Source organism: Stenotrophomonas sp. NPDC077461 (assembly GCF_049545475.1).
GTDB lineage: Bacteria > Pseudomonadota > Gammaproteobacteria > Xanthomonadales > Xanthomonadaceae > Stenotrophomonas > Stenotrophomonas nematodicola.
In genome coordinates this window covers 203,882-229,619 of sequence record NZ_JBMWDO010000002.1, presented here as the reverse complement: position 1 = coordinate 229,619, position 25,738 = coordinate 203,882, and the positions used below count along the sequence as shown (strand labels likewise).

Here is a 25,738-nt window from a genome sequence, read left to right as displayed (position 1 = left end):
GGGCCACGCAGACTGCCACGCTGCAGGCTGAACAGACGGCGCGCGGCCATGACCGCAGACATATGGGAACACGCCGAGGCGCGTGCAAGAGTGGCTTCACCGCCACCCCTGCAAGGATTCCCATGCAATCGATCCGGACACGATGGACCGTGGTTCCCAGTGGCACGCGAGGCCTGCGCGCGTTGCTGGCACTGGGGCTGATCCTGGCGATCGGCAGCGCCGGTGCTGCCGCCACGCTTGATGCGCGCATCACCACCGCCATGCAGGGCACCGCCACCCCCGCGATGGGCGTGCTGGTGATCCGCGATGGCAAGGTCGCCGACCAGGCGGTCAGCGGTGTGCGCCGCAGCGACGCCAAGACCGCAGCCACCCGCGACGACCAGTGGATGATCGGCTCCACCGGCAAACCGATCACCGTGGCGATGATCGCGCGCCTGGTCGAACAGGGCGTGCTGACGTGGGATGCCCCGTTGTCGACGATGCTGCCGGAACTGTCGGCGCAGATGCGCCCGGAGTACCGCAATGTCACTCTGGTACAGCTGCTGTCGCACCGCGCCGGCCTGCCGGAAAACCTGACCGATGCGGCCGCACTGGATGCCTTCTTCACCGACGCCCGGCCGCTGCCGGTGCAGCGTGAGGCGTATATCAAGGCTGCGTTGGCCGACGCGCCGGTGCATGCGCCGGGCACCGAGTTCGCCTACAGCAACAGCGGCTTCCTGATTGCCGCGGTGATTGCCGAGCACGCCACCGGCAAGGATGTGGAAACGCTGATGCAGCGCGAAGTGTTTGATCCGCTGGGCATGACGGGCGCCGGCTTCGGCCCGACGCGCGGCAACCAGCCGCTGGGCCACCGCGCCGGCAAGCCGGTGACCACCGCACCGCGCAAGGCCGATGACGGCGTGCCGCCGATCTACACCGCCGCCGGCAACCTGCACATGCGCCTGCAGGACCTGGCGCTGTTCGCGATCGACCAGCTTGCCGGCAGCCAGGGCAAGGGTGCGCTGCTGACCCCGGCGTCCTACGCACTGATGCAGACCGCGCAGCCGGGTAGCGGATCGGGCCTGGACTGGGGCGTGCAGCCGTCCATCGCCGGGCGCCAGGGGCCCGTGCTCGTGCACGGCGGCTCGGATGGCAACTGGCTGGCGTGGGTGGTGCTGTTCCCCGGCCAGAACAATGCCGTGATCGCCATCGCCAATGCGGCTGAAGACATGGGCGCGGACAAGGCCACGATGGGCGTACTGGGTGGCCTGTTCGCCGAACTGGCACCGCCGCTGGCCGCGCCCGCCGCAAGGTAGAACGGCGTGGGCCGCGGTCCGTGACCCAACGCGGCGGCGATCGACGCACACCGGAAACGACAACGCCCTGCTTGGGCAGGGCGTTGTCGAGGCGTGCGACACGCGACGTCGGCACCGCAGCTGCGCGGCGCCGATGCCCGTCCGTTACCAGTTCATGTTGAGCGAAACACCCACGGTGCGCGGTTCGTTGTACACCGCCGCCATGTAGTTTTCGATCACACCCTTGAGGTTCTTCTCATTGGTGATGTTGCGTGCGAACAACGCCACTTCCCAGGCGCCATAGTTGCCCGAATAGCCCAGCTTCAGGCCACCTTCGAAGCTGCCCTTGGAGTTGAACTCGGCCGAGTCGTACAGCACGAAGCTGGTGTAACCCTGTCTGTTCCAGTCGGTGGACACGAAGAACACATCGCTGTCGTTGACCGGCACGTCATAACGCGCGGCCAGGTTGATGTTGTACTTGGGCGCGTTCGGCAGCGGGTTGCCGTTGATCTGGGCGAAGGTGTTCGCGCCAACCTTGATGGTCGGATCGTTCACCGTACACACCACGGCACCATTGAGGGCACACACCTGCGCATACACGCGGTCGTCCTGGATCTCGCTGTGCAGCAGGCTGACGCCGGCGCTCAGGCTCAGGTTCGGCACCGGGCGCAGTTCCATGTCTGCTTCCAGGCCGTAGGCCTTGGCCTTGTCGGCGTTGAACAGCACGCCGTTGCCGTCCGAGTCGTTGCCGTTGAGCTGGATGTCGTTGACCACGTAGGTGAACGCGGCGGCGTTCACGCGCAGGCGGTTGTCCCACAGGCTGCTCTTGATGCCCGCTTCCCAGGACAGGATGGTTTCCGAGTCCGCGGTGGTGAAGTCGGCATTGAACACGGCCGAGCGGCCCTGGATGGTCGGGCCACGGAAGCCGCGCGCCACGCGCGCATACACGCTCAGCTGCGGGTTGAACGCGTACATCGCGCTGACATCCCAGCTCGGCGTGGTATCGGACATCTCCACGTCGGTGCGACCCTTGTAGGTCACCACGCCGGCGGCGGTATCGGCGGTCTTCAGCAGGCGGGTGTGCTTCTCGTCGCGGGTCTGGCGCAGGCCGGCGGTCAGCGTGAACCTGTCGGTGACGTCATAGCTGATCTGGCCGAAACCGGCCCACGAGGTATTGACGTTGCGCAGGCGCACCCAGTTGTTCGGATTGCGCGCATTGCCCTGCAGGAACCAGGCGCGCTGGTAGAAATCGGTGGTGTCACGGCCATCGAAGTAGAACGCGCCTACCTGCCACTTCAGGCGGTTGTCGTCACCGTTGGCCAAGCGGATTTCCTGGGTCCACTGGTCCAGATCGCGGATCTGGCCCATCGACTGGCCGTAGCCGTTCGGCACGCCGTTGACCGGATAGTTCACCGCCGCGCCGCCGTCGGTATCACCACGGCTGTAGCCGGAAGTGGTTTCGTAGGCGGTGATCGAGGTCAGCGACACGTTGCCGAAATCGTAGACCGCCTTGATCGAGCCGCCGTAGGTCTTGTAGGCCTGCGGGTTGTTGCCGGCTTCGTCATAGGCGACCTTGTCGCGCGGCACGTCGGTCTTGTTGGAGCCCTTGGTCAGCGCGCTGCGCAGGAACAGGGTGGAGGTGCCGTCGTAATCGCGCGCATGCGCCGAGGCCAGCAGCGAGAAGGCATCGCTGGGTTGCAGCAGCAACTGCGCACGCACGTTGCGGTCGTCGAAGCCGCCCATCGCATTCTTCTTCGGCGAGACCGTGCCATCGGCGCTCGGGCCGGTGTAGGTGTTGTCCACGTAATCGTCGCGGTGCTGATACAGCGCCGAGACACGGAACGAGGCAATGTCGTTGATCGGACCGCCGAAGCCGCCGTCCACCGCCACGCTGCCGTAAGTGCCATAGCTGGCCTGCACGCGACCGCTGTAGTCCTGGCTCGGCTTGATGCTGTCGAACTTGACGATGCCGGCGGTGGTGTTGCGGCCGAACAGCGTGCCCTGCGGACCGCGCAGCACTTCGACCTGGTCCACGTCATAGACCGGATTGGACTTGAGCACCACGTGCTCGAGCACCACGTCGTCCTGGATGATCGACACCGGCTGCGAGGCGCCCAGGTAGAAATCGATGTTGCCCAGGCCGCGGATGTAGAAGCGCGGGAAGATGCGGCCGGTGGTGGTTTCGGCATAGAAGCTCGGCACCTTGCCCGACAGCGCCAGCAGCGTGTCGTCGCCACCGGCGGTGTAGTCGCGCATGCGCTCGCCCTGCACCACGCCGACCGACACCGGCACCTCCTGCAGATTGCGCTCGCGGTGATCGGCGGTCACGGTGATCGCGTCGAGCGAGGTCGGGCTCGCGTCCTGGGCCGAGGCGGCGCCGGCCAGGCCAAGCAGCGAGACGGTGGCGCAGGCCAGCGCCAGGGCATGACGGCGCGGCAGCGGTCCGGTTACAGCAACACGGCGCGAAGAATGACGCAGGGACACGGAGGTGGTGCGATTGACAGGCATGCAGGGGTCTCGGGCAGTACTGAACTGGGTGGCGTGCGACGCACGCAGGAAAACAACGACAGCACCGCTGGTTGCGCAGCGATGCGGCACGATATTGCGCGGATGTTGCAGGTTGTTTTCAGGGCGATGCGGGGGACGGCCGTCCATCCCCGACCCTGATCGGTTGGCTGCTGCCAGGATGCGTGGCGCGGATTATGCCCGGCACGCGCCCGGTCCGGAAGGTCAGACCGTGGCCGCAGACGCCCGTGCCGCCCAGGACCGGCCCCCTTTGCAGCCCTGACGTGGCAGCGCTACACTAGGCCTGTCGCGTGGTTCACCGGCTCGGCCGGTACCATGCGGTTCGCACCATCCGTGGGGCCATAGCTCAGCTGGGAGAGCGCGTCGTTCGCAATGACGAGGTCGGGAGTTCGATCCTCCCTGGCTCCACCACTATTCAACAGAAAACCCCGGGAACATGGTTCCCGGGGTTTTTTTTGCGTCCTGCGCAATGCCGCCGGCGGATTACTCCGGCGCCTGGTCCTGCCGCGTCGGGCGCCGTGTGTTGGCGTCGTGCACCTGTTGATCGTGCTGGCCCGGCCGCTGCTTGGCGGTTTCGTCCTGCTTGCGATCCTGCTGGCTTTCCTGGATGCCCTGCTGGTCATCCTTTCGCGGTTGCTGCGTGCTGCTCATGGTCGATGCTCACGGTGGCAGGCCCGGCAGGGCCCGATGGCACCAGCGTGGCGGTTCGGCCGTGACGCGCATGTCACCGCAGGCGCGGCAACCGGATCGACGCCGGTTGCCGCACGCCGGCTTACTGCGCGTGAAGCACGTCCAGCACGTCGCCGGTGGCAGGATCGACCTTGAGTCGCACCTGGTTGGTCACCACGCCGCCGAAGGCATTGGTACCGCGGAAGGTGGTGTCCACCAGCACGAAGGTCTCGGTGGGATCGACCCTGACGCGATGACGCGTGCTCACGTGCTTGTAGGAATCCGGATTCTCCATCGTGGATTTGATGAACGCATCCACCTTGTAGCTGGACCCGTCCCACGCGCTGAACTGGCTGCGCACCTTGAAGTAATCGTAGCGTGACTTCTCGGCCACGAACCTGGCGGGGTCGTGCTTGAAATCGTTCAGGCACCAGCCCAGCACATCGCCTGCCTTGAGCTGGCCATCCTTGCTGCCGATGTAGTCGCCCAGGCACAGGTAGAACGCCTCGCGCGACGCCTCGTCCACGCCATTCATTGCCGCATAGCTTTCGGCGAAGGTGCGCGCCTTGGCAGGACCGGTCTCGGCAATCTCCTTCAACGTCTTGTCCTTGGAGGCCTCGAACGCGCGGCCGGCCTTGCGTGCGTCACGCTCGGCATCCTGCTGCGCCCGTTCGGCCTGGCGCTCCTTGACCTGCTCGGCCTGGGCCGGGGTCAGCTCGACAGGTTCCATTGGTTTGATCAGGCCAGCGATCGCCATCACGATCAACGCGGCCATGAACGCCGCCAGCGCCGCGACCAGGCCCGCGCCGTGGCGGACCGGTACGGACTTGCCTGCCAGCACTTTCCCGGCGATCAGGTACCACGCCGTTGCGCCCAGGCCCAGCGCCACGATGAACATCACAAATCCCATGCTTTCCCCCCGCTCCTTGAGTAATTCGCGGGATCTTCGCATGGTCAGCGCGCGCGGCATAGCAATGCGAGCACCCCACCACCCGACCGCCGGCGCTGCCGCCCCGCGCGGGGATGCGGCGGACCAGCATTCCGTCGATGCCATGCTGGCCACCCGCCGCGCGTCTTGCGCGACGGACATCGACACATCCGGCAACACCACAGCATTGCAGTGGCGCATCATGGCGCCATGACCCCCGTCACCCCCCATCTCCACCGCCACCTGCGCCGCTACCTGCTGCTCGCGCTGATGTCGGCCACCACCGTGTTCGGACTGGCATGCTGGGCCGTGCTGACCACCGAGCCGGGCTGTCTGCTGGCGCAGGGCCACTGGTCTTCCGGTGCGCGGCAGTGCTACACCCGCCTGTGCCTGCTGCAGGGCGATTGCGGCCAGATGGCATCGCCGATCACGCACTGCGGGCGCGTGCAACCCGGCGACAGCCGCCGGCACGTGTACTTCGAACTGGGCAACCCGTTGCGGGACGCCGGCACCACCGCCTGGTGGACAGCCGACAAAGTCGGCGGCGGCGAGATCCGCGCCCGCTTTGAGAACGACCGGCTGGTCAACCTGGCCTGTCCGGTGCAGCCCTGAGCGACGCGCGTCGCTAGCCCGGCGCGTCCGTGCCCTGCCGCGCCCGGCGCCATTGCAGCGGGGTCATGCCGGTTTCGATCCGGAACATGTAATTGAACGCCGATGCCGACGCGTAGCCGAGTTCATGCGCGATGGTGGTCGGCGAGCGCCCCTGCACCAGCCCCTCCATCGCGCGCAGCAGGCGCAGGCGCGCCCGCCATGCACGCACGTTCATGCCGGTCTCTCGTTGGAAGTGACGCGCAAGCGTGCGCGCGGAGATCCCCATCCGCAGCGCCCAGGCCGGCAGGTCGCGCGTATCACCGGGATGGTCGTACAACCGCTGGCACCACCGTTGCAGGCGCGCGTCCTGCGGCCAGGGCAGGTGCCGCACGTGGCGCGTCTGGCGTGGGAGCTGCGTGCAGATCACCGCGCACAGTGCGCTGTAGCAGGCCGCGTCTTGCGCGGGGTCGGTGCGGCCAAGTTCGACGATCAATTCGCGCAGCAGCGGTGACGCATCCACTACCACACAGTGATCGGGCATGCCCGGGGCCGCGTCATCGGCAACATACAGGTTGCGGAACGCGGCGGTACTCAAGGCACCGGTGTGATGCACCGTCGAGGTGGGTACCCACAGCGCCTGCTGCGGTGAGATCACGTAACGCGCATGCGCGGCGGTGACCTGCAGCACGCCTTCGGTCGCGAACACGAGCTGGTTCCAGCCGTGCGCATGCGGGGGGAAGCGCTCCCCGGCGGCCAGCTGCTGGCTGCGTGCCACCACCGGCCAGGCCAGCCGACGCAGCGGCGGCACCGCCACGTCGCGCCACGGCGCCGACCGGGCGGGCAGTGAGAGTCGTTTCATCGACATGATGCGTCATTCTATCGAAAGACAGCCGGCGCGATGTCGCCGAGGATGGGGCTGCCGCCGCCCGCCCCCTCAACCACCATGACCCTGCCCTCCCCGCCGTCCCCGTCGTCGCTGCACCCCTGGCAGGTGATCGGCGCCGGCATCTGCGCCCTGGTACTCACCGTGGGTCTGGCCCGCTTCGCCTACACGCCGCTGTTGCCGCTGATGCGCGCCGATGCCGGGCTGAGCGCCGCGCAGGGCGGCTGGCTGGCAACGTTCAACTACCTGGGCTACCTGCTCGGCACCCTGCTGGTGGCGCGCGTCGGCGACCCGCAGCGCCGGTTCCGCTTCTACCGGGCCGGCCTGCTGCTCGCGGTGGCCGCCACGGCGCTCATGGGCTGCACCACCCGGCCGTGGCTCTGGAGCGTGCTGCGCTTCATCGCCGGCATGTCCAGTACCGCCGGCCTGCTGCTGGCCTCCGGGCTGGTGTTGAACTGGCTGCTGGCGCAGCGCCGACGACCGCGGCTTGGCCTGCATTTCGCCGGGCTCGGCCTGGGTATCGCGGTGTCCGGCCTGGCGACCGCGCTCCTGGCCGGGCACGCCGGTTCGAGCGGACAATGGGTCTGGCTGGGGCTGCTCGGCGTGGTCTTCCTGGTGCCGGCGTGGCGCTGGATGCCGGCACCCGCCGCGCCGTCGGCGGCACACCTGGCCAGCGCGCCGCCACCGCCATCACGGCGCTGGCGCGTGCTCCTGGTCGCTGCCTACTTCTGCGCCGGCTTCGGCTTCGCCATTGGCGCGACCTTCATCGTCGCCATACTCGAACAGACCGCCGTCTTCAGCGGGCATGGCAGTGCGGTATGGGTGCTGGTCGGTCTGGCGGCGGTGCCGTCGACGTTCCTGTGGGATCGGCTGGCTGCGCGCGTGGGCATGATCCGTGCGCTGTGGGTCGCCTTCGCGCTGCAGGCCCTGTCGTTCGTGCTGCCGCTGCTCGACGACGGCCTCGCTGCGGGCGTCGGCAGCGCGTTGCTGTTTGGGATCACCTTCGCCGGCATCGTCAGCCTCACGCTTACCGTGGTGGGCCGCCACTATCCGCAGAACCCTGCTGCGGCGATGGCCACGCTCACTCTGAGCTACGGCGTGGCGCAGATCATCGCGCCGGCGGTGGCCGGCATGCTCGCCCGCGACAGCGGTTCCTACCGCGCGTCGCTGCTGCTGGCGACGATCCTCATGGCAATCGGCATCGTGCTGCTGGCCGGCATGCGCGAGGCCGCGCGGCACCCTCAGCAGCAAATGTGAAATTTTTTTGATGAAAGGCTTGCCGAACCTCTCAGACCTCCGTATTATTCGCGTCCTCGCCAGCGGCAACGCAGCGATGAAGTGGCCGAGTAGCTCAGTTGGTAGAGCAGGGGATTGAAAATCCCCGTGTCGGCGGTTCGATTCCGTCCTCGGCCACCACTATTTGAAAAGACCTGCAGAAATGCAGGTCTTTTTTTTTGCCTCATGCCGTTCGCGGCATCCGCTGGCGGGCGCTAACTCACCTTCTTGGCAACAGTCATGCCGAGCAGGAACAGCACGACGGCGATGATGATGCCGGCCCAGAACAGGAATTTGGCGATGCCGATGGCTGCCCCGCCGATGCCGGCGAAACCGAGGGCACCGGCGATGAGGCCGATGACCAGAAAAATGATGGCCCACTTGATCATGCTGTTTTCCCCTGTCGGGATACCGTTGGAGCATTCAAGCTAGTCATCGCGCCGTCCCGTCGTCGTGAACACATCGCAGCGCATGCGTGAAAACACGACGCATTCCGTGCGTCCGCCTGTCGCCGATGCCCCGGCACGCCACACCGCGATGACGAAACTTTTACACCGGCGCGGCCGCCGCCTCCTAAGCTCGAGCGTCCACCGAGGAGTCCTCCCATGCGTCTGCGTCCTGCCCTGCTTGCCCTCGGCATGCTTCTGTCGGCCACCGTCGCCAGCGCCGCCGCGCCGGTGCGTTCGGTCCCTGCCCTGGACATGGGACGCTATGCCGGCCAGTGGCACGAGATCGCCCATCTGCCGGTGTCGTTCCAGAAGAAGTGCGTGGGCGACATCACCGCCACCTATGCGCTGCGCGCAGACGGTCGCATCAGCGTGCACAACGCGTGCCGCACCGGGGACGGCGGACATATCGCGGCCGAGGGCGTGGCGCGTCCGGTGCCGGATGAGCCTGGCCAGCTGCAGGTGCGCTTCGTACCGGACTGGCTGGCCTGGGTGCCGCTGGTGTGGGCCGACTACTGGGTGATCGCGCTGGACCCGGACTACCAGTGGGCGGTCGTGGGCGATCCGGACCGGAAGTACCTGTGGATCCTGTCGCGCTCGCCGAGCATGGACAAGGCGCAGTTCGCCGACCTCAAGGCCCGGGCCGAGGCGATGGGTTACGACCTGGGCCCATTGCGGGTCATGGCGCCGCTGGACTGAGCGGCGCGACGCGTCCCCCTACCTGAACGACACCGTCTCCGCCTACCCTTGCGGGGAGGCCGCCGCGCGGCCGCACAACCACCATACGCCGTAGTATGCTTTCACCCACGCAGCACCCTGCACGAGGATTGCGCCCATGTTCCACCGCTTCCGTACCGCCGCGATGATCGCCCTGGTGGCCGGCACCACCCTGGCCCTGGCCGCCTGCAACACCGGCGTGGTCAAACGCGTCTCGCCGCCGGCAGCGAGCCTGCAGCAGTTGACCGTGCGCGCCGACGGGGGCTGGGATGTCGCCCTGCGGCTGCAGAATTTCAGCTCGATGCCCATGACCTTCGATGCCGTCGCGCTGTCCCTGAAGGTGGACGACGAAGACGCGGGCACCCTGCAGACCACGCCTGCACTGTCGATCGGCGGCGAGTCCGCCGACGTCGTCACCCTGCGCCTGCAACCTTCCTCCGGCGCCCGCCTGGTAGTGGCCGACGCCCTGGCGGGCAACCGCACCCTGGCTTACAAGCTCACGGGCACCGTCAGTGCCACGCCGCAGGAAAAGAAGCAGCGCAGTTTCGAGATCGACCAACGCAGCACGCTCAACCAGGCCCCCGGCCTGCCCGGCGTGCTGCGCTGACCGGCGGCGTGTCCGCCTTCCCTTGCACCTGATCGAGACCTACCGATGAGCAGCTACACCGCCCCGCTTTCCGATATCCGTTTCGCCCTGCACGACGTCCTCAAGGTGGAATCGCTGTTTGCCCGCCTGGGCTTTGCCGATGCCACCACCGACGTGGTCGATGCCGTGTTGGAAGAAGCCGGCCGTTTCAGCACCACCGTGCTGGCACCGTTGAACAGCGTGGGCGATGAAATCGGCTGCGTGCTCGACCAGGCCACCGGCGAGGTCACCACCCCGCCCGGCTTCAAGCAGGCCTATGCGCAGTTCGTGGAGGGCGGCTGGACCGGCCTTACCGCCGCGCCCGAGCTGGGCGGCCAGGGCCTGCCGCACACGCTGGGCGTGCCGCTCAACGAAATGATCAACGCCGCCAACCTGGCGTGGGGCAACTTCCCGCTGCTCTCGCATGGCGCCATCGAAGCGCTCAAGCAGCACGGTGAAGCCTGGCAGCAGGAGGCCTTCCTGAAGCCGCTGATCGAAGGCCGCTGGACGGGCACCATGTGCCTGACCGAACCGCACTGCGGCACCGATCTGGGCCTGCTCAAGACCAAGGCCGAGCCGAACGCCGATGGCAGCTACGCGATCACCGGCACCAAAATCTTCATCACCGCCGGTGAGCACGACCTCACCGACAACATCGTGCACCTGGTGCTGGCCAAGCTCCCCGACGCCCCGGCCGGCGCCAAGGGCATCTCGCTGTTCGTCACCCCCAAGTTCAAGGTCGACCGCGACGGCAACGTGGGCGAACGCAATGCGCTGCGCTGCGGCTCGATCGAACACAAGATGGGCATCAAGGGCTCGGTCACCTGCGTCATGAACTTCGATGGCGCCCAGGGCTACCTGGTCGGCCAGCCGCACAAGGGCCTGCAGGCGATGTTCACCATGATGAACACCGCGCGCCTCGGTGTCGGCCTGCAGGGCATCGGCCTGTCCGAGCGCGCCTACCAGAACGCCCTGGCGTACGCGCGTGACCGTCTGCAGTCGCGCGCACTGAGCGGTGCCAAGTTCCCCGACAAGCCGGCCGATCCGATCCTGGTACATCCGGACGTCCGACGCATGCTGCTGACGGTCAAGTCCCTGGTCGAGGGCAGCCGCCTGCTCGCGCTGCACGCGGCCACGCTGGTCGATGTTGCCCACCACGCCGACGATGCCGCCGAGCGGGAACGCGCCGATACGCTGGTGAGCTTCCTGACCCCGATCTCCAAGGCCTGCCAGACCGAATGGGGGATCGAGAACACCTACAACGCCCTGCAGTGCTTCGGCGGCCACGGCTACATCCGCGAGCACGGCATGGAGCAGCTTGCCCGCGATGCGCGCATCACCACCCTGTACGAAGGCACCACCGGCATCCAGGCGCTGGACCTGATCGGGCGCAAGACCGCGTCCAGCCAGGGCGCGGGCCTGAAGCTGATGCTGGCCGAGATCGAGGCGTTCGCCAAGGCCAATGAGGGCGACGCGGCGCTGGCCGAGTTCATCACCCCGCTCCGCGCCAAGGCCGACGAGTGGGGCTCGCTGACCCTGGCCACCCTGCAGCGCGCGGCCGGCAACCCCGACGAGCTGGGCGCGGCCAGCTTCGACTACCTGTTCTACTCGGGCTACGTGGTGCTGGCCTACTGGTGGGCGCGCAGCGTCGCCGCCGCCGACGCCTCCGCCCAGAGCGAGGCGTTCAAGCAGGCCAAGCGCGAGACCGCGCGTTTCTACTTCGCCCGTGTGCTGCCGCGCACGCTCAGCCACGCGGCGGCCATCCAGGCCGGGGCGGACTCGCTGATGGCGATGGACGACGCGCGGTTCGGGGCCTGACTGTGCAGGGCCGGTGCCGACCGACCGTCGGCCCGGCCCGGCGCGCACCTCCGTTGCGCGCCTATACACAATTCGTAATGATTCGGGTATAAGCTGTTTTCCCGATGGAGACAGACACTACACGCTTGGGTCTGATCGATACCGGAGCCTCGTCCGCCCCGGTCGCCGAAGCATCGCCCATCGCCACGCTGCACCGGCCCGGCTCGGTCCGCCTGTTGTCGCTGGATGCCCACGGGCGGGTGCTGGACTGGATCACCTGGCAGGATGCGGCCTGCCTTTACGCGCGTGATGCCGTCGCCTGGACCCTCGGCGACCCCTGCGTGCACATCCACGGTGGCATCAGCCGCGATACCGGCCTGCGCAGCGGCATGGACCTGCACCCGATCATCGCCGCGCGCGGCCATGCGCGCTCGCGCGCGCTGGACCCCACCCCGAACCTGTCCAACCCGGCGCTGTTCGCGCGCGATTCGCACCTGTGCCTGTACTGCGGGCAGCAGTTCAATCGCCCGCAATTGACCCGCGACCACGTCATGCCGATTTCCAAGGGCGGCCTGGACGTCTGGGAGAACGTGGTCAGCGCCTGCTTCCACTGCAATTCGCGCAAGAGCAACCGGACCCCGCAGCAGGCCGGCATGCCCCTGCTGGCGGTGCCGTACCGGCCGAGCTGGATCGAGCACATGATCCTCTCCAACCGCAATATTCTGGCCGACCAGATGGCCTTCCTGCGCGCACAGCTGCCCAAGCGCTCCAAACTGGCGGCCTGAACCGCGGCAGACTGACGCAGGCACCCTCACCATTTGGTCACCGACGTGGCGGTTTGCTTGCCCCACCCCGGTTTGGGGGCGAAAATAGGCGCTTGAGAAGAAGCGCGATAAAAATGATCGATTCCGCACGCTATCCCCGCCTCGCGCGCATCCAGTCACCGGATGATCTGCGCAGGTTCGAAGAATCCGAACTGCCCGCCATTGCCGACGAGTTGCGCGCGTACCTGATCGAATCGGTCGGCAAGAGCGGCGGCCACTTCGGCGCAGGCCTGGGCGTGATCGAACTGACTGTCGCGCTTCACTATCTGTACCAGACGCCGGTCGACCAGCTGGTGTGGGACGTGGGGCACCAGACCTACCCGCACAAGATCCTGACCGGCCGCCGCGACCAGATCCACACCGTCAAGCAGAAGGACGGCGTGGCGCCGTTCCCCAAGCGCGAAGAAAGCGAATTCGACACCTTCGGCGTCGGTCATTCCTCGACCTCGATCTCGGCCGCGCTCGGCATGGCCATCGCCCGCCAGCGCGAAGGCGACGACCGCAAGGTAGTGGCGGTGATCGGCGACGGCGCGATGACCGCCGGCATGGCCTATGAGGCGCTGAACCACGCCGGCGGCATGGAGACCGAGCCGAACCTGCTGGTGATCCTCAACGACAACAACATGTCGATCTCCGAGGCCGTCGGCGGACTGACCAAGATGCTCGGCCGCGCCACCGGCAGCCGCACGCTCAATGCGCTGCGCGAGGGTGGCAAGAAGATTCTCGGCGACAAGAAGAACAACCCCACCGCGCGCTTCGTCAAGCGCTGGGAAGAGCACTGGAAAGGCATGTTCGTGCCGTCCACGTTCTTCGAGGAAATGGGCTTCCACTACACCGGGCCGATCGACGGCCACGACATTCCGGCGCTGGTGGCCACGCTGAAGACGCTCCGGAGCCTCAAGGGTCTGAAGCTGCTGCACGTGATGACCACCAAGGGCAAGGGCTACGAACGCGCCGAAGGCGACCAGATCGGCTACCACGCCGTGGGTCCGTTCGATCCGGACAAGGGCCTGATCGCCAAGGGCGGCGCCAAGAAGCCGACCTATACCGACGTCTTCAGCGACTGGCTGTGCGATGCCGCCGCCGCCGAACCGCGCCTGCTCGGCATCACCCCGGCGATGCGCGAAGGGTCCGGCCTGGTGCGTTTCAGCAAGGAGTACCCGGAGCGCTACTTCGACGTGGCCATCGCCGAGCAGCATGCCGTCACCCTCGCCGCCGGCATGGCCACCCAGGGCGCCAAACCCGTCGTGGCGATCTACTCCACGTTCCTGCAGCGCGCGTACGACCAGCTGGTCCATGACGTGGCCGTCCAGCAGCTGGACGTGCTGTTCGCGATCGACCGCGCCGGCGTGGTCGGCCCGGATGGCGCCACGCACGCCGGCAACCTGGACCTGAGCTTCCTGCGCTGCGTGCCCCACATGGTGGTGATGGCGCCGTCGGACGAAGCCGAATGCCGCCAGATGCTGACCACCGGCCTGCGCTACCCCGGCCCGGCCGCTGTGCGCTACCCGCGCGGCAGCGGCACCGGCGTGGCGGCCGGGACCGACCTGTCCACACTGGAGATCGGCAAGGCCGAGGTACGCGTGCTCGGCAGTCGTGTTGCCCTGCTCGCATTCGGCAGCACCCTGCCGGCGGCCGAGGAAGTGGGCCGCGAACTCGGCCTGACGGTCGTCAACATGCGCTTCATCAAGCCGCTCGACCGCGACCTGCTGCTGGAGCTGGCGCAGCGCCATGACGGCTTTGTGACCCTCGAGGACAACGTCGTGGCCGGCGGCGCCGGCTCCGGCGTGGCCGAACTGCTCAATGCCGAGGACGTGCTGCGGCCGTTCCTGCACCTGGGCCTGCCCGACAGCTTCCAGCACCACGCCAGCCGCGAGGATCTGCTGGCCGAAGCCGGTATCGATGCCGCCGGCATCCGTGCCGCCGTGCTCAAGCGCTGGCCGACCCTGGCCACCCTCGGCCAGCCGCTCAGCGCGGCAGGCTGAGTCCCGCCGCGCGTGCCGGGCGTTGCCCGGTACCGCGCGCTCAGCCGTAGCTCACAGCTTCCACGCAGGCACCGCTGGCTTCCACACGCACCGCGCTGCGCTGGCCGGTATCGGCGTGGTGGAGGCGCGCCAACGCGTCGGCGAAATCAAAGGCGATGGCACTGTTGCGGAAACGCAGCCCGTCGGGCTTGTCCGGGTGGACCACGCGCCACAGGCGCTCGTCCAGTTGCAGGCGGATCAACATGCGTTGCTCTCTCCTTGAGGCGGCATATCGGGCCAGAGCGCGACCGCGGCCAGCGTGGCGCGGTCACTCTGGCGCGTCGGGGCCGCATTCGGCCCACGACGCGCACAGTAATCCATCGAAACTGTGATCTGTATCAGATTTTTCTGACGCCCGAGGCACGGGGCCCGGGTGGAATCAGTTGACCAGGAACTGGCCGCGGCAACCGCCGGTCACCCACACGCCATTGCGGTCCCAACCCCACGTCTGCCCCTCGATGCACGCCGTGCCCGAGGTCTGGCGTACCAGCCGCACATCGCGGCGGATAGTGACGTTGCAGCGGCGATCGCGACGGTCCTTGGAGTCGCAGCTGATGATCTCGCCACGGCCGCCGCCGTTGTTCCAGCCGCCGCCGCCATTCCAGTGGCCACCGCCATGCGAGGGACGCCCACGCTCGGCGATGAACTCCGCACGGCAGCCCCGGGTCACCCACACGCCATTGCGTGCCTGGCCCCAGGTCTCGCCTTCGATGCACGGCGAGCCGGAAATCTGCCGCACCAGCCGCGCGCGGCCGTCCAGCGGACACTGCTGGGTGCGGTTCTTGTTCGACTCGCAGCGCACCGGGCCACTGTTGTAGCCGTCGTCATAGCGTTCGTACTGCTGCGCGTGCGCGGTGGCGCCCAGCACCAGCATCGAGGGCAGCAACGCCCACAGCCATCGCTGCTTTCCCTGCCTCATCCCATTGCTCCTCATGCCTGCCTCGAAACCGTGTGTGGTGGTGGCGAACAGGATGTGGCAAAGCGGCCGTAGGCGACATAGGCCGGAAGTCGTCGATTTCATGCCCTATTTAGGTAACCGACGCCTGCCTGACTGACGCACGCGAGGTGCTGTCACGTCTGCCACTGCAGACCATCACCTCCAGCATGCGCTGCGGCGGCGGCGTGTGGAACAGCCGTCGATGGCGCAGACCCGGCGCGGCTGGAGCGCGATCAGCGGATCCGACGCTTCCCGGACCCGCATCGGCCACGTCCCCAGCGTATCCAGCGGACGCCGCGGGCACTGCGGCGGCTGGCGCTGGCACGGGGAACCCTCCGCCCGCGGTCGCGGTTACCCGTAACGCACCGCTTCCACTGCCGCGTCCTGCACTTCCACGCGCACGGCGCTGGCGCCGCCGGTACTGGCGTGATGCTCGCGCGCCATCGCATCGGCGAAATCAAACGCCACTGCACCATTTGGGAAATCGATGGCGTCCGGGCGCGACGGATGAACCACGCGCCATTGGCGCTCCTGGCATTGCACGGTGATCAACATGATGGGCATTCCTATCGTTTCCGTGGCGGGGGCACGCGGCGACCCTCCAGTTCCCTGGAACCGGTGGCACACGCGGGGGCATCGGGAGAGCGTCCAGCTCTCGGGAACCACGATAGATCGCCCCTTCCGTTTGGAACATCGGAATAGTCTGAATTTTCGACTCCGACCGGCCGGCGTGATCCGGCCAGCCGCTCAGTCCGGCGTGCCCAGGAACGCGAACGGTGCCGACGGCCGGAACTGCGGCAGCGCGTCGCCGGCGAACACATTGCGCTGGTCCGGTCCAAGGTCCAGCGTGAGAACCCTGCCGGTCGCCCGCGAGAAGTCGATCCTGTTGAGGTCCACCCAGAAGGTGTTCGGCGTCAGCGCGGATTCGAAGAAGTACAGCCGGCGCTTGTGGTCGGCCACAGTACGCCAGCGCGTGGATGAAATGTTCGGTTCGCCCGGCGTGGCGATGCCGTAGGGCACCGAGACGTTGCGGATCACGCTGAACACGCTGGCCAGCGCGACCACCGGGTCCTCGCTTTTGGGAATGGCGTTGACGTAGAACGACGCGCGCGCGAACCGGTCGGCCGATCGGTTCGTTCCCGGCAGCATCACCGTGCCACCGATCTGCTGCCAGTAGCTGTTGAGCGCCAGCTGCTGTTCGAACACCGGCGAGTTGGTCATCACCTGGTAGGCCCGGTCATGGTGGATGACCTGGCGGCCGCCGATGTACTCGACGATGGCACTGTCGCCGGTGGCATCGGACATGGACAGGTGCAGCGTGGCCAGCCGTGCTTCGCCGGGCACCGCATCGGTGACGATCGAGAACGGCTCGCGCTCCAGCGCGGCGACCGCCTCGGCCACGGTAGCGAAATTGTCGAGTACATACTGCGCCCACAGCGAGATCGCCAGGCCCGGCTTGCCGCTGCGCTGCTGCGGATACTCCGATTCGACCAGCCACAGCAGGTTCGCCGACAGGCCGGCCTCGTTGAGGCCGTCGGTGGTGGAGATGTCATAGCCGCTGGCAATCACGCTGCCGTAGCGCGAGGTCCAGCGGATCGAATTGCGCCCGGCCTGTCCCTCGCGTGCGATACCCTGCGGAAACACCCACAGGTTGGTGGCGACGTCGGTCTTCCAGTCCATCGAGCGGGCGGTGATCACGTCCTTGTTGTCGCCCAGATACACCAGGCGGGTGCAGGCCTGCGCCGGTGGCGGCACGCACGCGGCGGCAAGCGCAATCAGGGCCCAACGCACGGCGGAAACAGGCATCATGCGGATTCTCCCGGGGCAACGCGCGGGGCTGTGCGGATGCCAGCCTCCCTGCCGTGCCCGGGCCATCACACCCAAGCGGTGGTGATGGACAGGTGAACCCAAGGCGCATCGGCGCCAGGTGAGGACGCCGTCAGGATCGCGGGCCCGCAGGGCGTTACCCTGCGGCCATCGCCCCCCGGACACCGCCCCGATGAGGACTGCCCTGTCGCTTCTGTTGTCCTGCGGCCTGCTGGCCGCCTGCTCGCCCGCGGTGCCGTCAGCGCCGCCCTCGCCCCCTGTTGTCGGCGGCGACCGCGACAGCCACGGCTGCATCGGCTCGGCCGGCTATCGCTGGTGCGCGCGCAGCGGCCAGTGCGAGCGGCCGTGGGAGCTGGCCAAGGCACAAGGCCTGGACAACACGCCTGCGGCGATCGACGCCTACTGCGCCAGCCCGGCAGCGAAAACGCCGCAACCGCGCTGAGCGGTCACGGCCTACGGCTCAATCGCCCTTGTTCTTGCCGCTGAAGTCCAGCGGCTGGTCACTGCCGCGCTTCTCGCTGGACCACACCTGGATGCTGTCGCGGCACCGGCTTTCGCGCCGGGCCACCTGGTCGGGCAGTTCCTTGACCAGCGGCGAGTCCTCGCACTGCGGCGGGCCGGCAACGTCATCGGTGGTCGCACAGGCTGACAGCGACAGCACGGCGGCAACGGCCGCAGTACGTACACACAGGGACAGATTCATGCAGCCTCGCCAGGAAAGGGGGAACCCGACCGATTCTTCGCCCCCACGCCGGGCGCTTCGCCTGCCATAGGTCATGGCAGCGCGCTGTCCAGCGGCAGCCGCATGCGGAACCGCGCGCCGCCGGTGGCCGCCTCCACCACGGCGATGGTGCCGCCGTGGCGATGCACGATCTCGCGTGCCAGGTGCAGGCCCAGCCCGCTGCCGCTGCCGCTGGGACGCAGCCGGTGGAACGGTTCGAAGATCGATTCACGCTCGGCCAGCGGCACCCCGGGGCCGTCATCGCTGACACACAGCTCGGCGGCGGGGTCCAGCGCGATCTCGATGGTGCCGCGGCCGCCGCCATGCGCGATGGCGTTCTGCACCAGGCTGGCCACCACGCGGTGCAGTGCATGGGGGTCGCCACGGACCCACACCGGCTGCGACGGCGCGTCCACCGAGAACGCATAGCCGGCGTCGACCACCAGCGGCGCCACGTCGCCGGCCACGTCGCCGGTCAGTGCGGCCAGGTCCACCCGCTGCGACTGGCTGGCATGGTGGTCCAAGCGCTGCAGGTCCAACAGCTGTTCGGTGATGTTGCCCAGCCGGCTCAGGTCCAGCTGCAGGCGTGCGCGCTCGGCACCTGCGGGCAGGTTGGCGATGCGCGTGGCCAGAATCGCAATCGGCATGCGCAGTTCGTGCGCGGCGCCGGCCAGGAAACGGTCCTGCGCGTCGTAGCTTTCGCCGATCCGCCGCACGGCTGCGTTGAAGGCGTCCACCAGCGGGTAGATCTCGGCCGGCACCGCACGCGTGTCCAGCCCGGTGCCGCGCTCGGTGACCTGGATCGCGGCGGCCTGCGCGGCCACGCGGTTCACCCCGCGCAGCGAACGATGGATTACCCAGGGCGCGGCCACCAGCGTGATCACGATCAGCGGGCCGGCGATCCAGCCCCCGAGATAGCGCATCACCACCAGCATCTGCCGCCACAATCCGTGCTGCGGCATGCCGCCCATCATCACGTGCACGCGGTCGTCGCCATGCTCGCCCACCATCACCCGCACGGCGAGTTCATCGCCACGGGTGCGGGTGCGGACGTCGGTGGGTTCTATGTGCTGAAGCTGCTGCACCAGCGACCGGTAGACCGGCGGCACGGTGCCGTGGGTCAAGCGCCGTCCCTGCTCATCGGCGGCCACGAACCAGAAGCCCGCCGGGCGATCACGGCTCACCGCATTCACCGCCACCCAGTCCACGCGCAGCGCGTCGTCGTGGACCTGGATCGCATCGGCCAGGGTCTGGCTCAGGTTCCAGTCGATGTAGGCCGCGCTGCGGTCGCCGTACGCCAGCACCAGCGCGCCCAGTGCGATGGCCACCATCGTGATCTGGATCAGGCAGATCTTCCAGGCCAGGCTGAAGGACAGCGAGCCGGGCTTGAGGAACTTCATGACGCCTCCTTCAACAGATAGCCGATGCCGCGCATCACGTGCACCTCCACGCGCGCATCGGCTTCGGCCAGTGCCTTGCGCAGCTTGGACACGTGCGCGTCCAGCGCGTTGGATTGGATCGCATCGTCGAAGCCGTACACCGCTTCGAGCAGCGCCGCGCGCGCCACCGTGCGTCCCTGGCGCAGCGCCAGCGCTTCAAGCACCAGCAACTGCCGTCGCGGCAGCGCGAGCAGTACACCGTCCACGCTGGCCTGGCGCGCCACGAAATCAAACTGCAGCCGCCCCAGCGCCAGTTCAGGCAATGCGATCTGCGAGGGCCGCCGCGAGATCGCACGGATGCGCGCCAGCAGCTCCTCGACTGCGAACGGCTTGGTCAGGTAATCGTCCGCACCGACGTCCAGCCCGGTCACCCGGTCGGCGACCGATCCGCGCGCGGTCAGCATGATCACCGGCAGGTTGGCGATCAGTCCGCGCGCCACCTGCACGAAGCCGGCACCGTCGCCATCGGGCAGTTGCCGGTCCAGCAGCAGGATCTGGTGCACGCCGGCGCGCAGCGCTTCGGCGGCCTGGGCCATGCTGCCCACCACGTCCACGACCATGCCGTGCCGGCCCAGGCTCACCTGGATAGCGCCGGCCATTTCCGGGTCGTCTTCGAGCAGGAGGATGCGCATGCGGGATACGGGGGGCGAGCGGGGGGCTCGATGGTACCGCGCGATCCAGCGCAACGTTCCGACAATGTAGCCCGTCCATCCTGTCCGCTGATCCTCCCCCCGCGACAGGTACATGCAGCTCCGTCTTCCCGCTCTCCCGCGTCATCCGGCCGCCACCCTGCTGGCACTGCTGCCCTTGGTGGCCGTTCCCGCCGCCCAGGCCGGGGACACCGCCCCGGCTCCCAAACGCACCAGCGTCGGAGTGGCCGTGGTGGCCCTGAAGTCGCCCTACGCCGGCTACGACACCGATACCATCCCCGCGCCGCTGATCAGCTATGAAGGCAGATCGTTCTACTTCCGCGGCGGCGCGGTGGGCTACCGCCTGGTCAATCAGGGTGGCACGGAGCTGTCGGCCACGCTGTCGCCGTACATGATGCGCTTCAAGCACCGCGACACCGACAACCCGCAGCTGCGTCAGCTCTCCAACCGCAGCCTGTCCGGCATGGCCGGTCTGGCCTGGCGCCACAGCGCCGACTGGGGCGTGGTGCAGGCCAGCGCCGAGGCCGAGGTCACCGGCCACGGCGGCGGCGTCGCTGCCGATGCGCGCTACAGCTACCCGCTGCCGGTGGGCAAGGTGCGGCTGATTCCGGGCGTGGGCGTCAACTACGCCAGCAGCAAACTCAACGATTACTACTTCGGTGTCAGCCAAGCCGAAGCGCTGCGCAGCGGCCTGGCCCGCTACGAGGCCGGCAGCGGCGCGTCGCCGTACATGGATGTCACCGTGGTGATGCCGCTGGGCACGCACTGGACCGGCACCGCCTCGCTGCGCCGCAGCCGGCTGTCCGATGCGGTGCGCGACAGCCCGATGACGCGCGGCGACCATATGGATTCGGCGGCCGTCTCCCTCAGTTACGGCTTCTGACCATGCCCGGGGGACCCGTACGTCGTATCACCGGACGCGCTCTGCAGATCGAGCCGGACCGCCGCGCCGTCATTGAATGGATTCTGTATTCCCCCGCCCGCCACGGAGTCGACCGATGAACCCGAGCAGCAAGATCACGCATGCGCCCCACCCGGGCGTACCCGTTCCCGCGACGGAGGCCAGCGCGGCCGCGGTGTTGCGCTTCGACGACGCCGTGCGCCAACGCATGGCCATCGACCCGATGGCCTACGGCCGCTTCTCGCGCGCCTACATCGCCACGCTGCTGGACGCGTCGCGCTCGGCGGCCACCGGCGCGCACACCCGCTGCGTTGAACCGGACTGGATCAGCGCCCGCCGTCGCTGGCTGCACGAGCGCCTGCAGCAGCATCCCGAAGAAGGCCGCGACCCACGCCTGATCGCGGCCCGCTACGCCGCCGACGGCGTATGGCTGCAAAGCGCCTGCACGGGACGGCCCGCCGCCGGCGACACCGACCGCGTCCTGCACGCCCTGATGGCAATGACGCGACCGGCACACTGAGCGAGGCGGCCGCATCGCCGCCGCGCCCTGCACATCCGCGCGCGGCCGGAGTGTGCATACTCCCGGCCGTGTCCGCCGCCGGCGGACGGTCCGTGGTTCCGCTGCCTGTCCGGAAGTTGTCGATGCGCCTGCCTGTTGCTGCATGCCTGCTGTTGTTCGCCGCCACCGCCCATGCCCAAGGCAGCGACGACACGCAACCGCCGTCGTTCGATCGTCCCGGCATCGGCTTCTCCACCGACACTGTGCCGCGTGGCGCGCTCGCGCTGGAACTGGGCCTGCCCAGCCTGGAACGTGATCGCGACGCCGACGGCGTGCTGAGCACGCAGTACAGCAGCGACATCACCCTGCGCATGGGCCTGGCCGAACGGCTGGAGCTGCAGGCCTTCGCCACGCCGTGGAACCGGCTGCAGCTGCGTCCGCGCGGCGGCCCCACCCACACCGAACGCGGTGCGGGCGATGCCGGCCTGGCGCTCAAATTCGCCCTGCCCACGGGATCGGACCGGCACAGTGTGGCCCTGCTCGCCAGCAGCACATTCGCCACCGGCGACCGCGACTTCTCCGAGGGCGGCACACAGTACGCGCTCGGGGCCAGCTACGAATACATCTTCAACGACCGGTGGAGCGGCGCGCTGTACGCCAACGCAGTGCGCGGCGCGGGCGCGGACGAATTCACCTGGTCGCCCAGCCTCAGCGTGGCGCTCACCGACACGGTCAGCAGCTATGTCGAACTGGGCTTCACCGACAGCGACGGCGATCCCTCCACCGCCATCGCCGGTGCCGGCGTGACCTGGATGCTGCGCCCGCGCGTGCAGCTGGATGCCTCGTTCGATGTCGGCCTGGACAACGCCAGCCCCGATCTGCAGGCCGGGCTGGGTGTGTCGTTCTACTTCGACTAGGCAGGTTGGAACAGCGTGCAACGAAAAAGGGCCCGCACATCGCTGTGCAAGCCCTTGTTCTGATCGCCAACAATGGTCGGGACGGCCGGATTTGAACCGACGACCCTCTGCCCCCCAGGCAGATGCGCTACCAGGCTGCGCTACGCCCCGATGATGCTGGCAATGTCCCCGCCTTGCAGCGGGCCGACGAGTATAAACGATCCGATCGAAAAAGGGTTCAGCGGCGCAGCAATTGCAGCACTTCTTCCAGTTCCATCCGCGTCTGCCTGATGATCTGGTTGCTCAGTGCCGATTCGTCGCGCGCGCCGGCGCCTTCCAGGCGCAGCCGCGCGCCGCCGATCGTGTAGCCCTGTTCGTAGAGCAGGCCGCGGATCTGGCGCACCATCAGCACGTCGTGGCGCTGGTAGTAGCGACGGTTGCCGCGCCGCTTGGCCGGCTCGAGACTGGGAAACTCGGTTTCCCAGTAGCGCAGCACGTGCGGTTTGACATCGCACAGCTCGCTGACCTCACCGATGGTGAAGTAGCGCTTGGCCGGTATCGGCGGAAGTTCGCGGTTACTGCCCGGATCCAGCATATGCCTCCACCCTTTCCTTGAGCTTCTGGCCCGGACGGAAGGTGACCACCGTGCGGGCGGAAATAGGAATTTCCTCGCCGGTCTTGGGATTGCGACCCGGGCGCTGGTTCTTGCGCCGCAGGTCGAAATTGCCGAAGCCGGAGAGCTTCACCTGACGTCCCTGTTCCAATGCCTCTCGCAACACATCGAAGAACGCGTCGACAAATTCCTTGGCTTCACGCTTGTTCAGACCGACTTCGTCGAACAGCTTTTCGGCCATCTCAGCCTTGGTCAATGCCATTGCCTGCTACCCCCATGCTTCCCGCTCAACCACGGATCCGGGCGTGGTGTTCACGCTCCATGACAGTGACCGCCTCGGCCACTACCGAATCCACGTCGCGGTCCGTCAGAGTGCGCGACTTGTCCTGCAAAATCAAGCCCATAGCGAGACTCTTGAAGCCTGGCTCGACCCCCTGCCCGACGTACCGGTCGAACAGGATGACTTCCCGCAGCAGCGGCCCGACGGCCCGGCGCAGGGTTGCCTCCAGGTCCTTCCAGGCGGCCGCTTCGGGCACCTGGAAGGCCAGGTCGCGGCGCACCGAGGGGTAACGCGACAGCTCGTTGGCACGCGGCAGGGCGCGGGCGGCCAACAGCGCCAGGTCCAGCTCGAAGGCGTACACGTCCACGTCGATGTCCAGCGCCTTGGCCAGGCGCGGGTGGACCTGGCCGATCCAGCCCAGGTTGACGCCGTCGCGCAGCACCTCGGCTGACCGTGCCGGGTGGCCGTAGGGGCGCTGCGACGGCTGGAAGGTCAGTACCGCGCCACTGGCGGCGGCCAGCGACTCTAGGTCGCCCTTGAGGTCGTGGAAGTCCACCTTGCGCGAAGCGATGCCCCACTGCTGGGTATCGGCGTCGCCACAGATGGCTGCAGCCACGCGCTGGGTTTCCAGCGGTGCCGGCTGGCCCTCGCCGGCCTGGCGGTGGAAGACGCGGCCCAGCTCGAACAGGCGCACGCGGCCCAGCTGGCGGGCGGCATTGCGCCCCAGCGTGGCGACCAGGCCCGGCAGCAGCGACGGGCGCATCACGGCCAGTTCGGCCGACAGCGGGTTGGCCAGCGGCACCAGCGCCTCGGCGAGCTGCCACTGCGCGAGCAGGTTGGCGTCGACGAAGGCGTAATTGATGGTTTCCTGCAGGTCGCGGGCCACCAGCTGCCGGCGGGTGCTGAGGTCGTCCAGTCGGGTCTCACTGGGCATCGCCACGCGCGAGGCACCGCCCGGCAGCGTGGTCGGGATGCGCTCGTAGCCGTGAATACGGGCCAGTTCCTCGATCAGGTCTTCTTCAATGGCGATGTCGAAGCGACGGCTCGGCGCGGTGACCTGCCAGCCCTCGGCCGCGGCGGTCACGTCCATGCCCAGCGCGCCCAGGATCCGCTCCACGTCGGCATCGGCGATCTGGATGCCCAGCACACGGGCGATGCGCGCACGGCGCAGGGTGATGGCAGCGGTTGCCGGCAGGTCGCCGGCATTGACGGCTTCGGTCACCGGTGCCGGCGTGCCGCCGGCCAGGTCCAGGATCAGACGGGTAGCGTACTCGACCGCCGTACGCGGCAACGCCGGGTCCACGCCCCGCTCAAAGCGGTGTCCGGCATCGGTATGAAGGCCCAGCTTGCGGCCGCGGCCCATGATGGCGGCCGGCGCGAAGTGCGCCGCCTCCAGGAACACGGCAGTGGTGTCGTCGGTGACACGGGTATCGAAGCCGCCCATCAGGCCGGCCAGCGCGACCGGACGGTCCGCGTCGGTCACCACCAGGAAGCTGTCGTCCAGCGCGGCGTCGCGGCCGTCGAGCAGTTTCACGGATTCGCCGGCGCGCGAACGGCGCACGCCGATGCTGCCCTGCAGGGTGTCCAGGTCGTAGGCGTGCATCGGCTGGCCCAGTTCCAGCATCACGTACTGGGTGATGTCCACCAGCAGCGACACCGGCCGCACGCCGCTGCGGCGCAGGCGCTCGGCCATCCACAGCGGGGTTGCCGCGCGCGGGTTGACGCCTTCGATGACGCGGCCAACGAAACGCGGTGCCTCGGCGCCGGCCTGCAGCGCAATGGTCAGCTCACGGCTGCCCACGGCCGCGACCGGTGCGGCATCGAACGGCACCACTTCGCTGGCGCACGCGGCGGCCACGTCGAAGGCGATGCCGCGGATGCTGAAGCAGTCGGCGCGGTTGGGGGTCAGCTTGATCTCGATGCTGGCGTCGGGCAGGCCGAGGTACTCCACCAGCGACTGGCCGACCGGCGCATCGTCGGGCAGCTCGAACAGACCCGAGGCATCGCTGTCCAGGCCCAGTTCCCTGGCCGAGCACAGCATGCCGTTGGAGGCCACGCCGCGCAGCTGCGCCGGCTTGATCTTCAGCTCGCCGATCTGCGCACCAACCATCGCCAGCGGTGCAACCAGCCCGGCGCGCGCGTTCGGGGCACCGCAGACGATCTGCAGGTGCTCGCCCTGCCCTGCGTCGACCTGGCAGATCTGCAGGCGGTCGGCTTCCGGATGGCGTTCGGCGGACACGATCCGCGCCACTACCACATGCTGCAGGCCCTCGCCCAATGCATCGACCTCTTCCACTTCGAGGCCGATGGCGGTCAGCACCGCGCCGAGTTCATCGCGCGAAACGGTGGTCGGGACGTGGCTGCGCAGCCAGTTTTCAGAGAATTTCATGGTGTCA

The 25,738-nt window shown here is 68.1% G+C and carries 26 protein-coding genes, 3 tRNA genes and 1 pseudogene; 14 read left to right on the top strand and 16 right to left on the bottom strand.

What is annotated here, in order from left to right:
• Positions 1 to 122: 122 nt before the first annotated feature.
• Positions 123 to 1,295: a serine hydrolase domain-containing protein gene (locus ACPEH8_RS05670; protein ID WP_262072395.1), complete on the top strand. Its 1,173-nt coding sequence runs from the start codon at positions 123 to 125 to the stop codon at positions 1,293 to 1,295.
• A gap of 144 nt (positions 1,296 to 1,439) precedes the next feature.
• Here the strand turns inward: ACPEH8_RS05670 and ACPEH8_RS05665 are convergent.
• Positions 1,440 to 3,737: pseudogene (locus ACPEH8_RS05665) on the bottom strand (TonB-dependent receptor); the annotation flags it as partial.
• 398 nt (positions 3,738 to 4,135) lie between these two features.
• On the opposite strand from ACPEH8_RS05665, the gene ACPEH8_RS05660 reads away from it, so the two are divergent.
• A tRNA-Ala gene (locus ACPEH8_RS05660) sits at positions 4,136 to 4,211 on the top strand.
• 72 nt (positions 4,212 to 4,283) lie between these two features.
• On the opposite strand, the gene ACPEH8_RS05655 is transcribed toward ACPEH8_RS05660, so the two are convergent.
• Both ACPEH8_RS05655 and ACPEH8_RS05650 read right to left on the bottom strand, forming a co-directional pair.
• Positions 4,284 to 4,451 carry a hypothetical protein gene (locus ACPEH8_RS05655; protein WP_017355238.1) on the bottom strand — a complete coding sequence of 56 codons (168 nt, stop codon included), beginning with the start codon at positions 4,449 to 4,451 and terminating at the stop codon, positions 4,284 to 4,286.
• 121 nt (positions 4,452 to 4,572) lie between these two features.
• On the bottom strand, positions 4,573 to 5,379 hold the full coding sequence (locus ACPEH8_RS05650) for a hypothetical protein (protein ID WP_136003237.1): 807 nt from the start codon (positions 5,377 to 5,379) through the stop codon (positions 4,573 to 4,575).
• A gap of 228 nt (positions 5,380 to 5,607) precedes the next feature.
• Here ACPEH8_RS05650 and ACPEH8_RS05645 point away from each other — a divergent pair, with 228 nt between their 5' ends.
• Complete coding sequence (locus ACPEH8_RS05645; RefSeq protein WP_136003236.1) at positions 5,608 to 6,009, top strand: hypothetical protein; 402 nt, start codon at positions 5,608 to 5,610, stop codon at positions 6,007 to 6,009.
• Positions 6,010 to 6,022: 13 nt separating this feature from the next.
• Here the strand turns inward: ACPEH8_RS05645 and ACPEH8_RS05640 are convergent, their stop codons facing one another.
• A complete protein-coding gene (locus ACPEH8_RS05640) occupies positions 6,023 to 6,847 on the bottom strand; it encodes an AraC family transcriptional regulator (RefSeq protein ID WP_136003235.1) in 825 nt (274 codons plus the stop codon).
• Between the two features lie 84 nt (positions 6,848 to 6,931).
• Here ACPEH8_RS05640 and ACPEH8_RS05635 point away from each other — a divergent pair, with 84 nt between their 5' ends.
• Complete coding sequence (locus tag ACPEH8_RS05635; RefSeq protein WP_017355243.1) at positions 6,932 to 8,128, top strand: YbfB/YjiJ family MFS transporter; 1,197 nt, start codon at positions 6,932 to 6,934, stop codon at positions 8,126 to 8,128.
• Positions 8,129 to 8,211: 83 nt separating this feature from the next.
• Positions 8,212 to 8,287, top strand: a tRNA-Phe gene (locus tag ACPEH8_RS05630).
• Positions 8,288 to 8,361: 74 nt separating this feature from the next.
• Here the strand turns inward: ACPEH8_RS05630 and ACPEH8_RS05625 are convergent.
• Positions 8,362 to 8,535: a DUF1328 family protein gene (locus tag ACPEH8_RS05625; protein ID WP_017355244.1), complete on the bottom strand. Its 174-nt coding sequence runs from the start codon at positions 8,533 to 8,535 to the stop codon at positions 8,362 to 8,364.
• A gap of 216 nt (positions 8,536 to 8,751) precedes the next feature.
• Here ACPEH8_RS05625 and ACPEH8_RS05620 point away from each other — a divergent pair, with 216 nt between their 5' ends.
• The 5 genes from ACPEH8_RS05620 to dxs all read left to right on the top strand — a co-directional run bounded on the left by ACPEH8_RS05620 (position 8,752) and on the right by dxs (position 14,540).
• On the top strand, positions 8,752 to 9,291 hold the full coding sequence (locus ACPEH8_RS05620; protein ID WP_017355245.1) for a lipocalin family protein: 540 nt from the start codon (positions 8,752 to 8,754) through the stop codon (positions 9,289 to 9,291).
• 136 nt (positions 9,292 to 9,427) lie between these two features.
• Positions 9,428 to 9,916: an LEA type 2 family protein gene (locus tag ACPEH8_RS05615; protein ID WP_423666239.1), complete on the top strand. Its 489-nt coding sequence runs from the start codon at positions 9,428 to 9,430 to the stop codon at positions 9,914 to 9,916.
• A gap of 45 nt (positions 9,917 to 9,961) precedes the next feature.
• Positions 9,962 to 11,752, top strand: a complete 1,791-nt coding sequence (locus ACPEH8_RS05610; RefSeq protein WP_017355247.1) for an acyl-CoA dehydrogenase C-terminal domain-containing protein — start codon at positions 9,962 to 9,964, stop codon at positions 11,750 to 11,752.
• 104 nt (positions 11,753 to 11,856) lie between these two features.
• Positions 11,857 to 12,516 (top strand): HNH endonuclease, encoded by a 660-nt coding sequence (locus ACPEH8_RS05605; protein WP_136003233.1) that lies wholly within the window; start codon positions 11,857 to 11,859, stop codon positions 12,514 to 12,516.
• A 113-nt stretch (positions 12,517 to 12,629) separates the two neighbouring features.
• The gene (gene dxs, locus ACPEH8_RS05600; protein WP_423666237.1) at positions 12,630 to 14,540 is read left to right on the top strand and encodes a 1-deoxy-D-xylulose-5-phosphate synthase; all 1,911 of its coding nucleotides are present in this window, start codon (positions 12,630 to 12,632) and stop codon (positions 14,538 to 14,540) included.
• 40 nt (positions 14,541 to 14,580) lie between these two features.
• Here the strand turns inward: dxs and ACPEH8_RS05595 are convergent, their stop codons facing one another.
• The 4 genes from ACPEH8_RS05595 to ACPEH8_RS05580 all read right to left on the bottom strand — a co-directional run bounded on the left by ACPEH8_RS05595 (position 14,581) and on the right by ACPEH8_RS05580 (position 17,322).
• Positions 14,581 to 14,784: a hypothetical protein gene (locus ACPEH8_RS05595; protein ID WP_017355250.1), complete on the bottom strand. Its 204-nt coding sequence runs from the start codon at positions 14,782 to 14,784 to the stop codon at positions 14,581 to 14,583.
• A 174-nt stretch (positions 14,785 to 14,958) separates the two neighbouring features.
• Entirely contained in the window at positions 14,959 to 15,498 is a 540-nt protein-coding gene (locus tag ACPEH8_RS05590) for a DUF3011 domain-containing protein (protein ID WP_229296531.1), read from the bottom strand.
• Between the two features lie 369 nt (positions 15,499 to 15,867).
• The gene (locus tag ACPEH8_RS05585) at positions 15,868 to 16,071 is read right to left on the bottom strand and encodes a hypothetical protein (protein ID WP_017355252.1); all 204 of its coding nucleotides are present in this window, start codon (positions 16,069 to 16,071) and stop codon (positions 15,868 to 15,870) included.
• A gap of 192 nt (positions 16,072 to 16,263) precedes the next feature.
• Positions 16,264 to 17,322: a linear amide C-N hydrolase gene (locus ACPEH8_RS05580; RefSeq protein WP_423666336.1), complete on the bottom strand. Its 1,059-nt coding sequence runs from the start codon at positions 17,320 to 17,322 to the stop codon at positions 16,264 to 16,266.
• Positions 17,323 to 17,515: 193 nt separating this feature from the next.
• On the opposite strand from ACPEH8_RS05580, the gene ACPEH8_RS05575 reads away from it, so the two are divergent.
• Positions 17,516 to 17,785 (top strand): peptidase, encoded by a 270-nt coding sequence (locus tag ACPEH8_RS05575; RefSeq protein WP_165699822.1) that lies wholly within the window; start codon positions 17,516 to 17,518, stop codon positions 17,783 to 17,785.
• An 18-nt stretch (positions 17,786 to 17,803) separates the two neighbouring features.
• Here the strand turns inward: ACPEH8_RS05575 and ACPEH8_RS05570 are convergent, their stop codons facing one another.
• The 3 genes from ACPEH8_RS05570 to ACPEH8_RS05560 all read right to left on the bottom strand — a co-directional run bounded on the left by ACPEH8_RS05570 (position 17,804) and on the right by ACPEH8_RS05560 (position 20,135).
• Positions 17,804 to 18,046, bottom strand: a complete 243-nt coding sequence (locus ACPEH8_RS05570) for a hypothetical protein (RefSeq protein ID WP_153165171.1) — start codon at positions 18,044 to 18,046, stop codon at positions 17,804 to 17,806.
• Positions 18,047 to 18,117: 71 nt separating this feature from the next.
• Complete coding sequence (locus ACPEH8_RS05565; protein WP_153165172.1) at positions 18,118 to 19,464, bottom strand: sensor histidine kinase; 1,347 nt, start codon at positions 19,462 to 19,464, stop codon at positions 18,118 to 18,120.
• Positions 19,461 to 20,135: a response regulator transcription factor gene (locus tag ACPEH8_RS05560; protein ID WP_017355257.1), complete on the bottom strand. Its 675-nt coding sequence runs from the start codon at positions 20,133 to 20,135 to the stop codon at positions 19,461 to 19,463. Before ACPEH8_RS05560 ends, ACPEH8_RS05565 begins: the two co-directional genes overlap by 4 nt.
• A gap of 112 nt (positions 20,136 to 20,247) precedes the next feature.
• On the opposite strand from ACPEH8_RS05560, the gene ACPEH8_RS05555 reads away from it, so the two are divergent.
• The 3 genes from ACPEH8_RS05555 (at position 20,248) to ACPEH8_RS05545 (ending at position 22,470) form a co-directional block, all read left to right on the top strand.
• Positions 20,248 to 21,036: a MipA/OmpV family protein gene (locus tag ACPEH8_RS05555; protein ID WP_229296532.1), complete on the top strand. Its 789-nt coding sequence runs from the start codon at positions 20,248 to 20,250 to the stop codon at positions 21,034 to 21,036.
• Between the two features lie 115 nt (positions 21,037 to 21,151).
• The gene (locus ACPEH8_RS05550) at positions 21,152 to 21,574 is read left to right on the top strand and encodes a hypothetical protein (protein WP_153165173.1); all 423 of its coding nucleotides are present in this window, start codon (positions 21,152 to 21,154) and stop codon (positions 21,572 to 21,574) included.
• 122 nt (positions 21,575 to 21,696) lie between these two features.
• Complete coding sequence (locus ACPEH8_RS05545) at positions 21,697 to 22,470, top strand: transporter (RefSeq protein WP_262071670.1); 774 nt, start codon at positions 21,697 to 21,699, stop codon at positions 22,468 to 22,470.
• A 73-nt stretch (positions 22,471 to 22,543) separates the two neighbouring features.
• Here ACPEH8_RS05545 and ACPEH8_RS05540 read toward each other — a convergent pair.
• From ACPEH8_RS05540 to pheT, 4 genes are all read right to left on the bottom strand, one after another.
• Positions 22,544 to 22,620: transfer RNA gene (locus tag ACPEH8_RS05540), tRNA-Pro, on the bottom strand.
• Between the two features lie 67 nt (positions 22,621 to 22,687).
• Positions 22,688 to 23,044: a MerR family transcriptional regulator gene (locus ACPEH8_RS05535; protein ID WP_017355261.1), complete on the bottom strand. Its 357-nt coding sequence runs from the start codon at positions 23,042 to 23,044 to the stop codon at positions 22,688 to 22,690.
• A complete protein-coding gene (locus ACPEH8_RS05530) occupies positions 23,025 to 23,324 on the bottom strand; it encodes an integration host factor subunit alpha (RefSeq protein WP_005410432.1) in 300 nt (99 codons plus the stop codon). Before ACPEH8_RS05530 ends, ACPEH8_RS05535 begins: the two co-directional genes overlap by 20 nt.
• 25 nt (positions 23,325 to 23,349) lie before the next feature.
• Positions 23,350 to 25,731, bottom strand: a complete 2,382-nt coding sequence (gene pheT, locus ACPEH8_RS05525; protein ID WP_423666235.1) for a phenylalanine--tRNA ligase subunit beta — start codon at positions 25,729 to 25,731, stop codon at positions 23,350 to 23,352.
• Between the last annotated feature and the right edge of the window lie 7 nt (positions 25,732 to 25,738).

What these genes read in the sequence shown, in the direction of transcription:
- ACPEH8_RS05670 (WP_262072395.1), top strand. Translation starts at nt 123, where the DNA reads ATGCAATCGATCCGGACACGATGGACCGTGGTTCCCAGTGGCACGCGA.
- ACPEH8_RS05655 (WP_017355238.1), bottom strand. Translation starts at nt 4,451, where the DNA reads ATGAGCAGCACGCAGCAACCGCGAAAGGATGACCAGCAGGGCATCCAG.
- ACPEH8_RS05650 (WP_136003237.1), bottom strand. Translation starts at nt 5,379, where the DNA reads ATGGGATTTGTGATGTTCATCGTGGCGCTGGGCCTGGGCGCAACGGCG.
- ACPEH8_RS05645 (WP_136003236.1), top strand. Translation starts at nt 5,608, where the DNA reads ATGACCCCCGTCACCCCCCATCTCCACCGCCACCTGCGCCGCTACCTG.
- ACPEH8_RS05640 (WP_136003235.1), bottom strand. Translation starts at nt 6,847, where the DNA reads ATGAAACGACTCTCACTGCCCGCCCGGTCGGCGCCGTGGCGCGACGTG.
- ACPEH8_RS05635 (WP_017355243.1), top strand. Translation starts at nt 6,932, where the DNA reads ATGACCCTGCCCTCCCCGCCGTCCCCGTCGTCGCTGCACCCCTGGCAG.
- ACPEH8_RS05625 (WP_017355244.1), bottom strand. Translation starts at nt 8,535, where the DNA reads ATGATCAAGTGGGCCATCATTTTTCTGGTCATCGGCCTCATCGCCGGT.
- ACPEH8_RS05620 (WP_017355245.1), top strand. Translation starts at nt 8,752, where the DNA reads ATGCGTCTGCGTCCTGCCCTGCTTGCCCTCGGCATGCTTCTGTCGGCC.
- ACPEH8_RS05615 (WP_423666239.1), top strand. Translation starts at nt 9,428, where the DNA reads ATGTTCCACCGCTTCCGTACCGCCGCGATGATCGCCCTGGTGGCCGGC.
- ACPEH8_RS05610 (WP_017355247.1), top strand. Translation starts at nt 9,962, where the DNA reads ATGAGCAGCTACACCGCCCCGCTTTCCGATATCCGTTTCGCCCTGCAC.
- ACPEH8_RS05605 (WP_136003233.1), top strand. Translation starts at nt 11,857, where the DNA reads ATGGAGACAGACACTACACGCTTGGGTCTGATCGATACCGGAGCCTCG.
- dxs (WP_423666237.1), top strand. Translation starts at nt 12,630, where the DNA reads ATGATCGATTCCGCACGCTATCCCCGCCTCGCGCGCATCCAGTCACCG.
- ACPEH8_RS05595 (WP_017355250.1), bottom strand. Translation starts at nt 14,784, where the DNA reads ATGTTGATCCGCCTGCAACTGGACGAGCGCCTGTGGCGCGTGGTCCAC.
- ACPEH8_RS05590 (WP_229296531.1), bottom strand. Translation starts at nt 15,498, where the DNA reads ATGAGGCAGGGAAAGCAGCGATGGCTGTGGGCGTTGCTGCCCTCGATG.
- ACPEH8_RS05585 (WP_017355252.1), bottom strand. Translation starts at nt 16,071, where the DNA reads ATGTTGATCACCGTGCAATGCCAGGAGCGCCAATGGCGCGTGGTTCAT.
- ACPEH8_RS05580 (WP_423666336.1), bottom strand. Translation starts at nt 17,322, where the DNA reads ATGCCTGTTTCCGCCGTGCGTTGGGCCCTGATTGCGCTTGCCGCCGCG.
- ACPEH8_RS05575 (WP_165699822.1), top strand. Translation starts at nt 17,516, where the DNA reads ATGAGGACTGCCCTGTCGCTTCTGTTGTCCTGCGGCCTGCTGGCCGCC.
- ACPEH8_RS05570 (WP_153165171.1), bottom strand. Translation starts at nt 18,046, where the DNA reads ATGAATCTGTCCCTGTGTGTACGTACTGCGGCCGTTGCCGCCGTGCTG.
- ACPEH8_RS05565 (WP_153165172.1), bottom strand. Translation starts at nt 19,464, where the DNA reads ATGAAGTTCCTCAAGCCCGGCTCGCTGTCCTTCAGCCTGGCCTGGAAG.
- ACPEH8_RS05560 (WP_017355257.1), bottom strand. Translation starts at nt 20,135, where the DNA reads ATGCGCATCCTCCTGCTCGAAGACGACCCGGAAATGGCCGGCGCTATC.
- ACPEH8_RS05555 (WP_229296532.1), top strand. Translation starts at nt 20,248, where the DNA reads ATGCAGCTCCGTCTTCCCGCTCTCCCGCGTCATCCGGCCGCCACCCTG.
- ACPEH8_RS05550 (WP_153165173.1), top strand. Translation starts at nt 21,152, where the DNA reads ATGAACCCGAGCAGCAAGATCACGCATGCGCCCCACCCGGGCGTACCC.
- ACPEH8_RS05545 (WP_262071670.1), top strand. Translation starts at nt 21,697, where the DNA reads ATGCGCCTGCCTGTTGCTGCATGCCTGCTGTTGTTCGCCGCCACCGCC.
- ACPEH8_RS05535 (WP_017355261.1), bottom strand. Translation starts at nt 23,044, where the DNA reads ATGCTGGATCCGGGCAGTAACCGCGAACTTCCGCCGATACCGGCCAAG.
- ACPEH8_RS05530 (WP_005410432.1), bottom strand. Translation starts at nt 23,324, where the DNA reads ATGGCATTGACCAAGGCTGAGATGGCCGAAAAGCTGTTCGACGAAGTC.
- pheT (WP_423666235.1), bottom strand. Translation starts at nt 25,731, where the DNA reads ATGAAATTCTCTGAAAACTGGCTGCGCAGCCACGTCCCGACCACCGTT.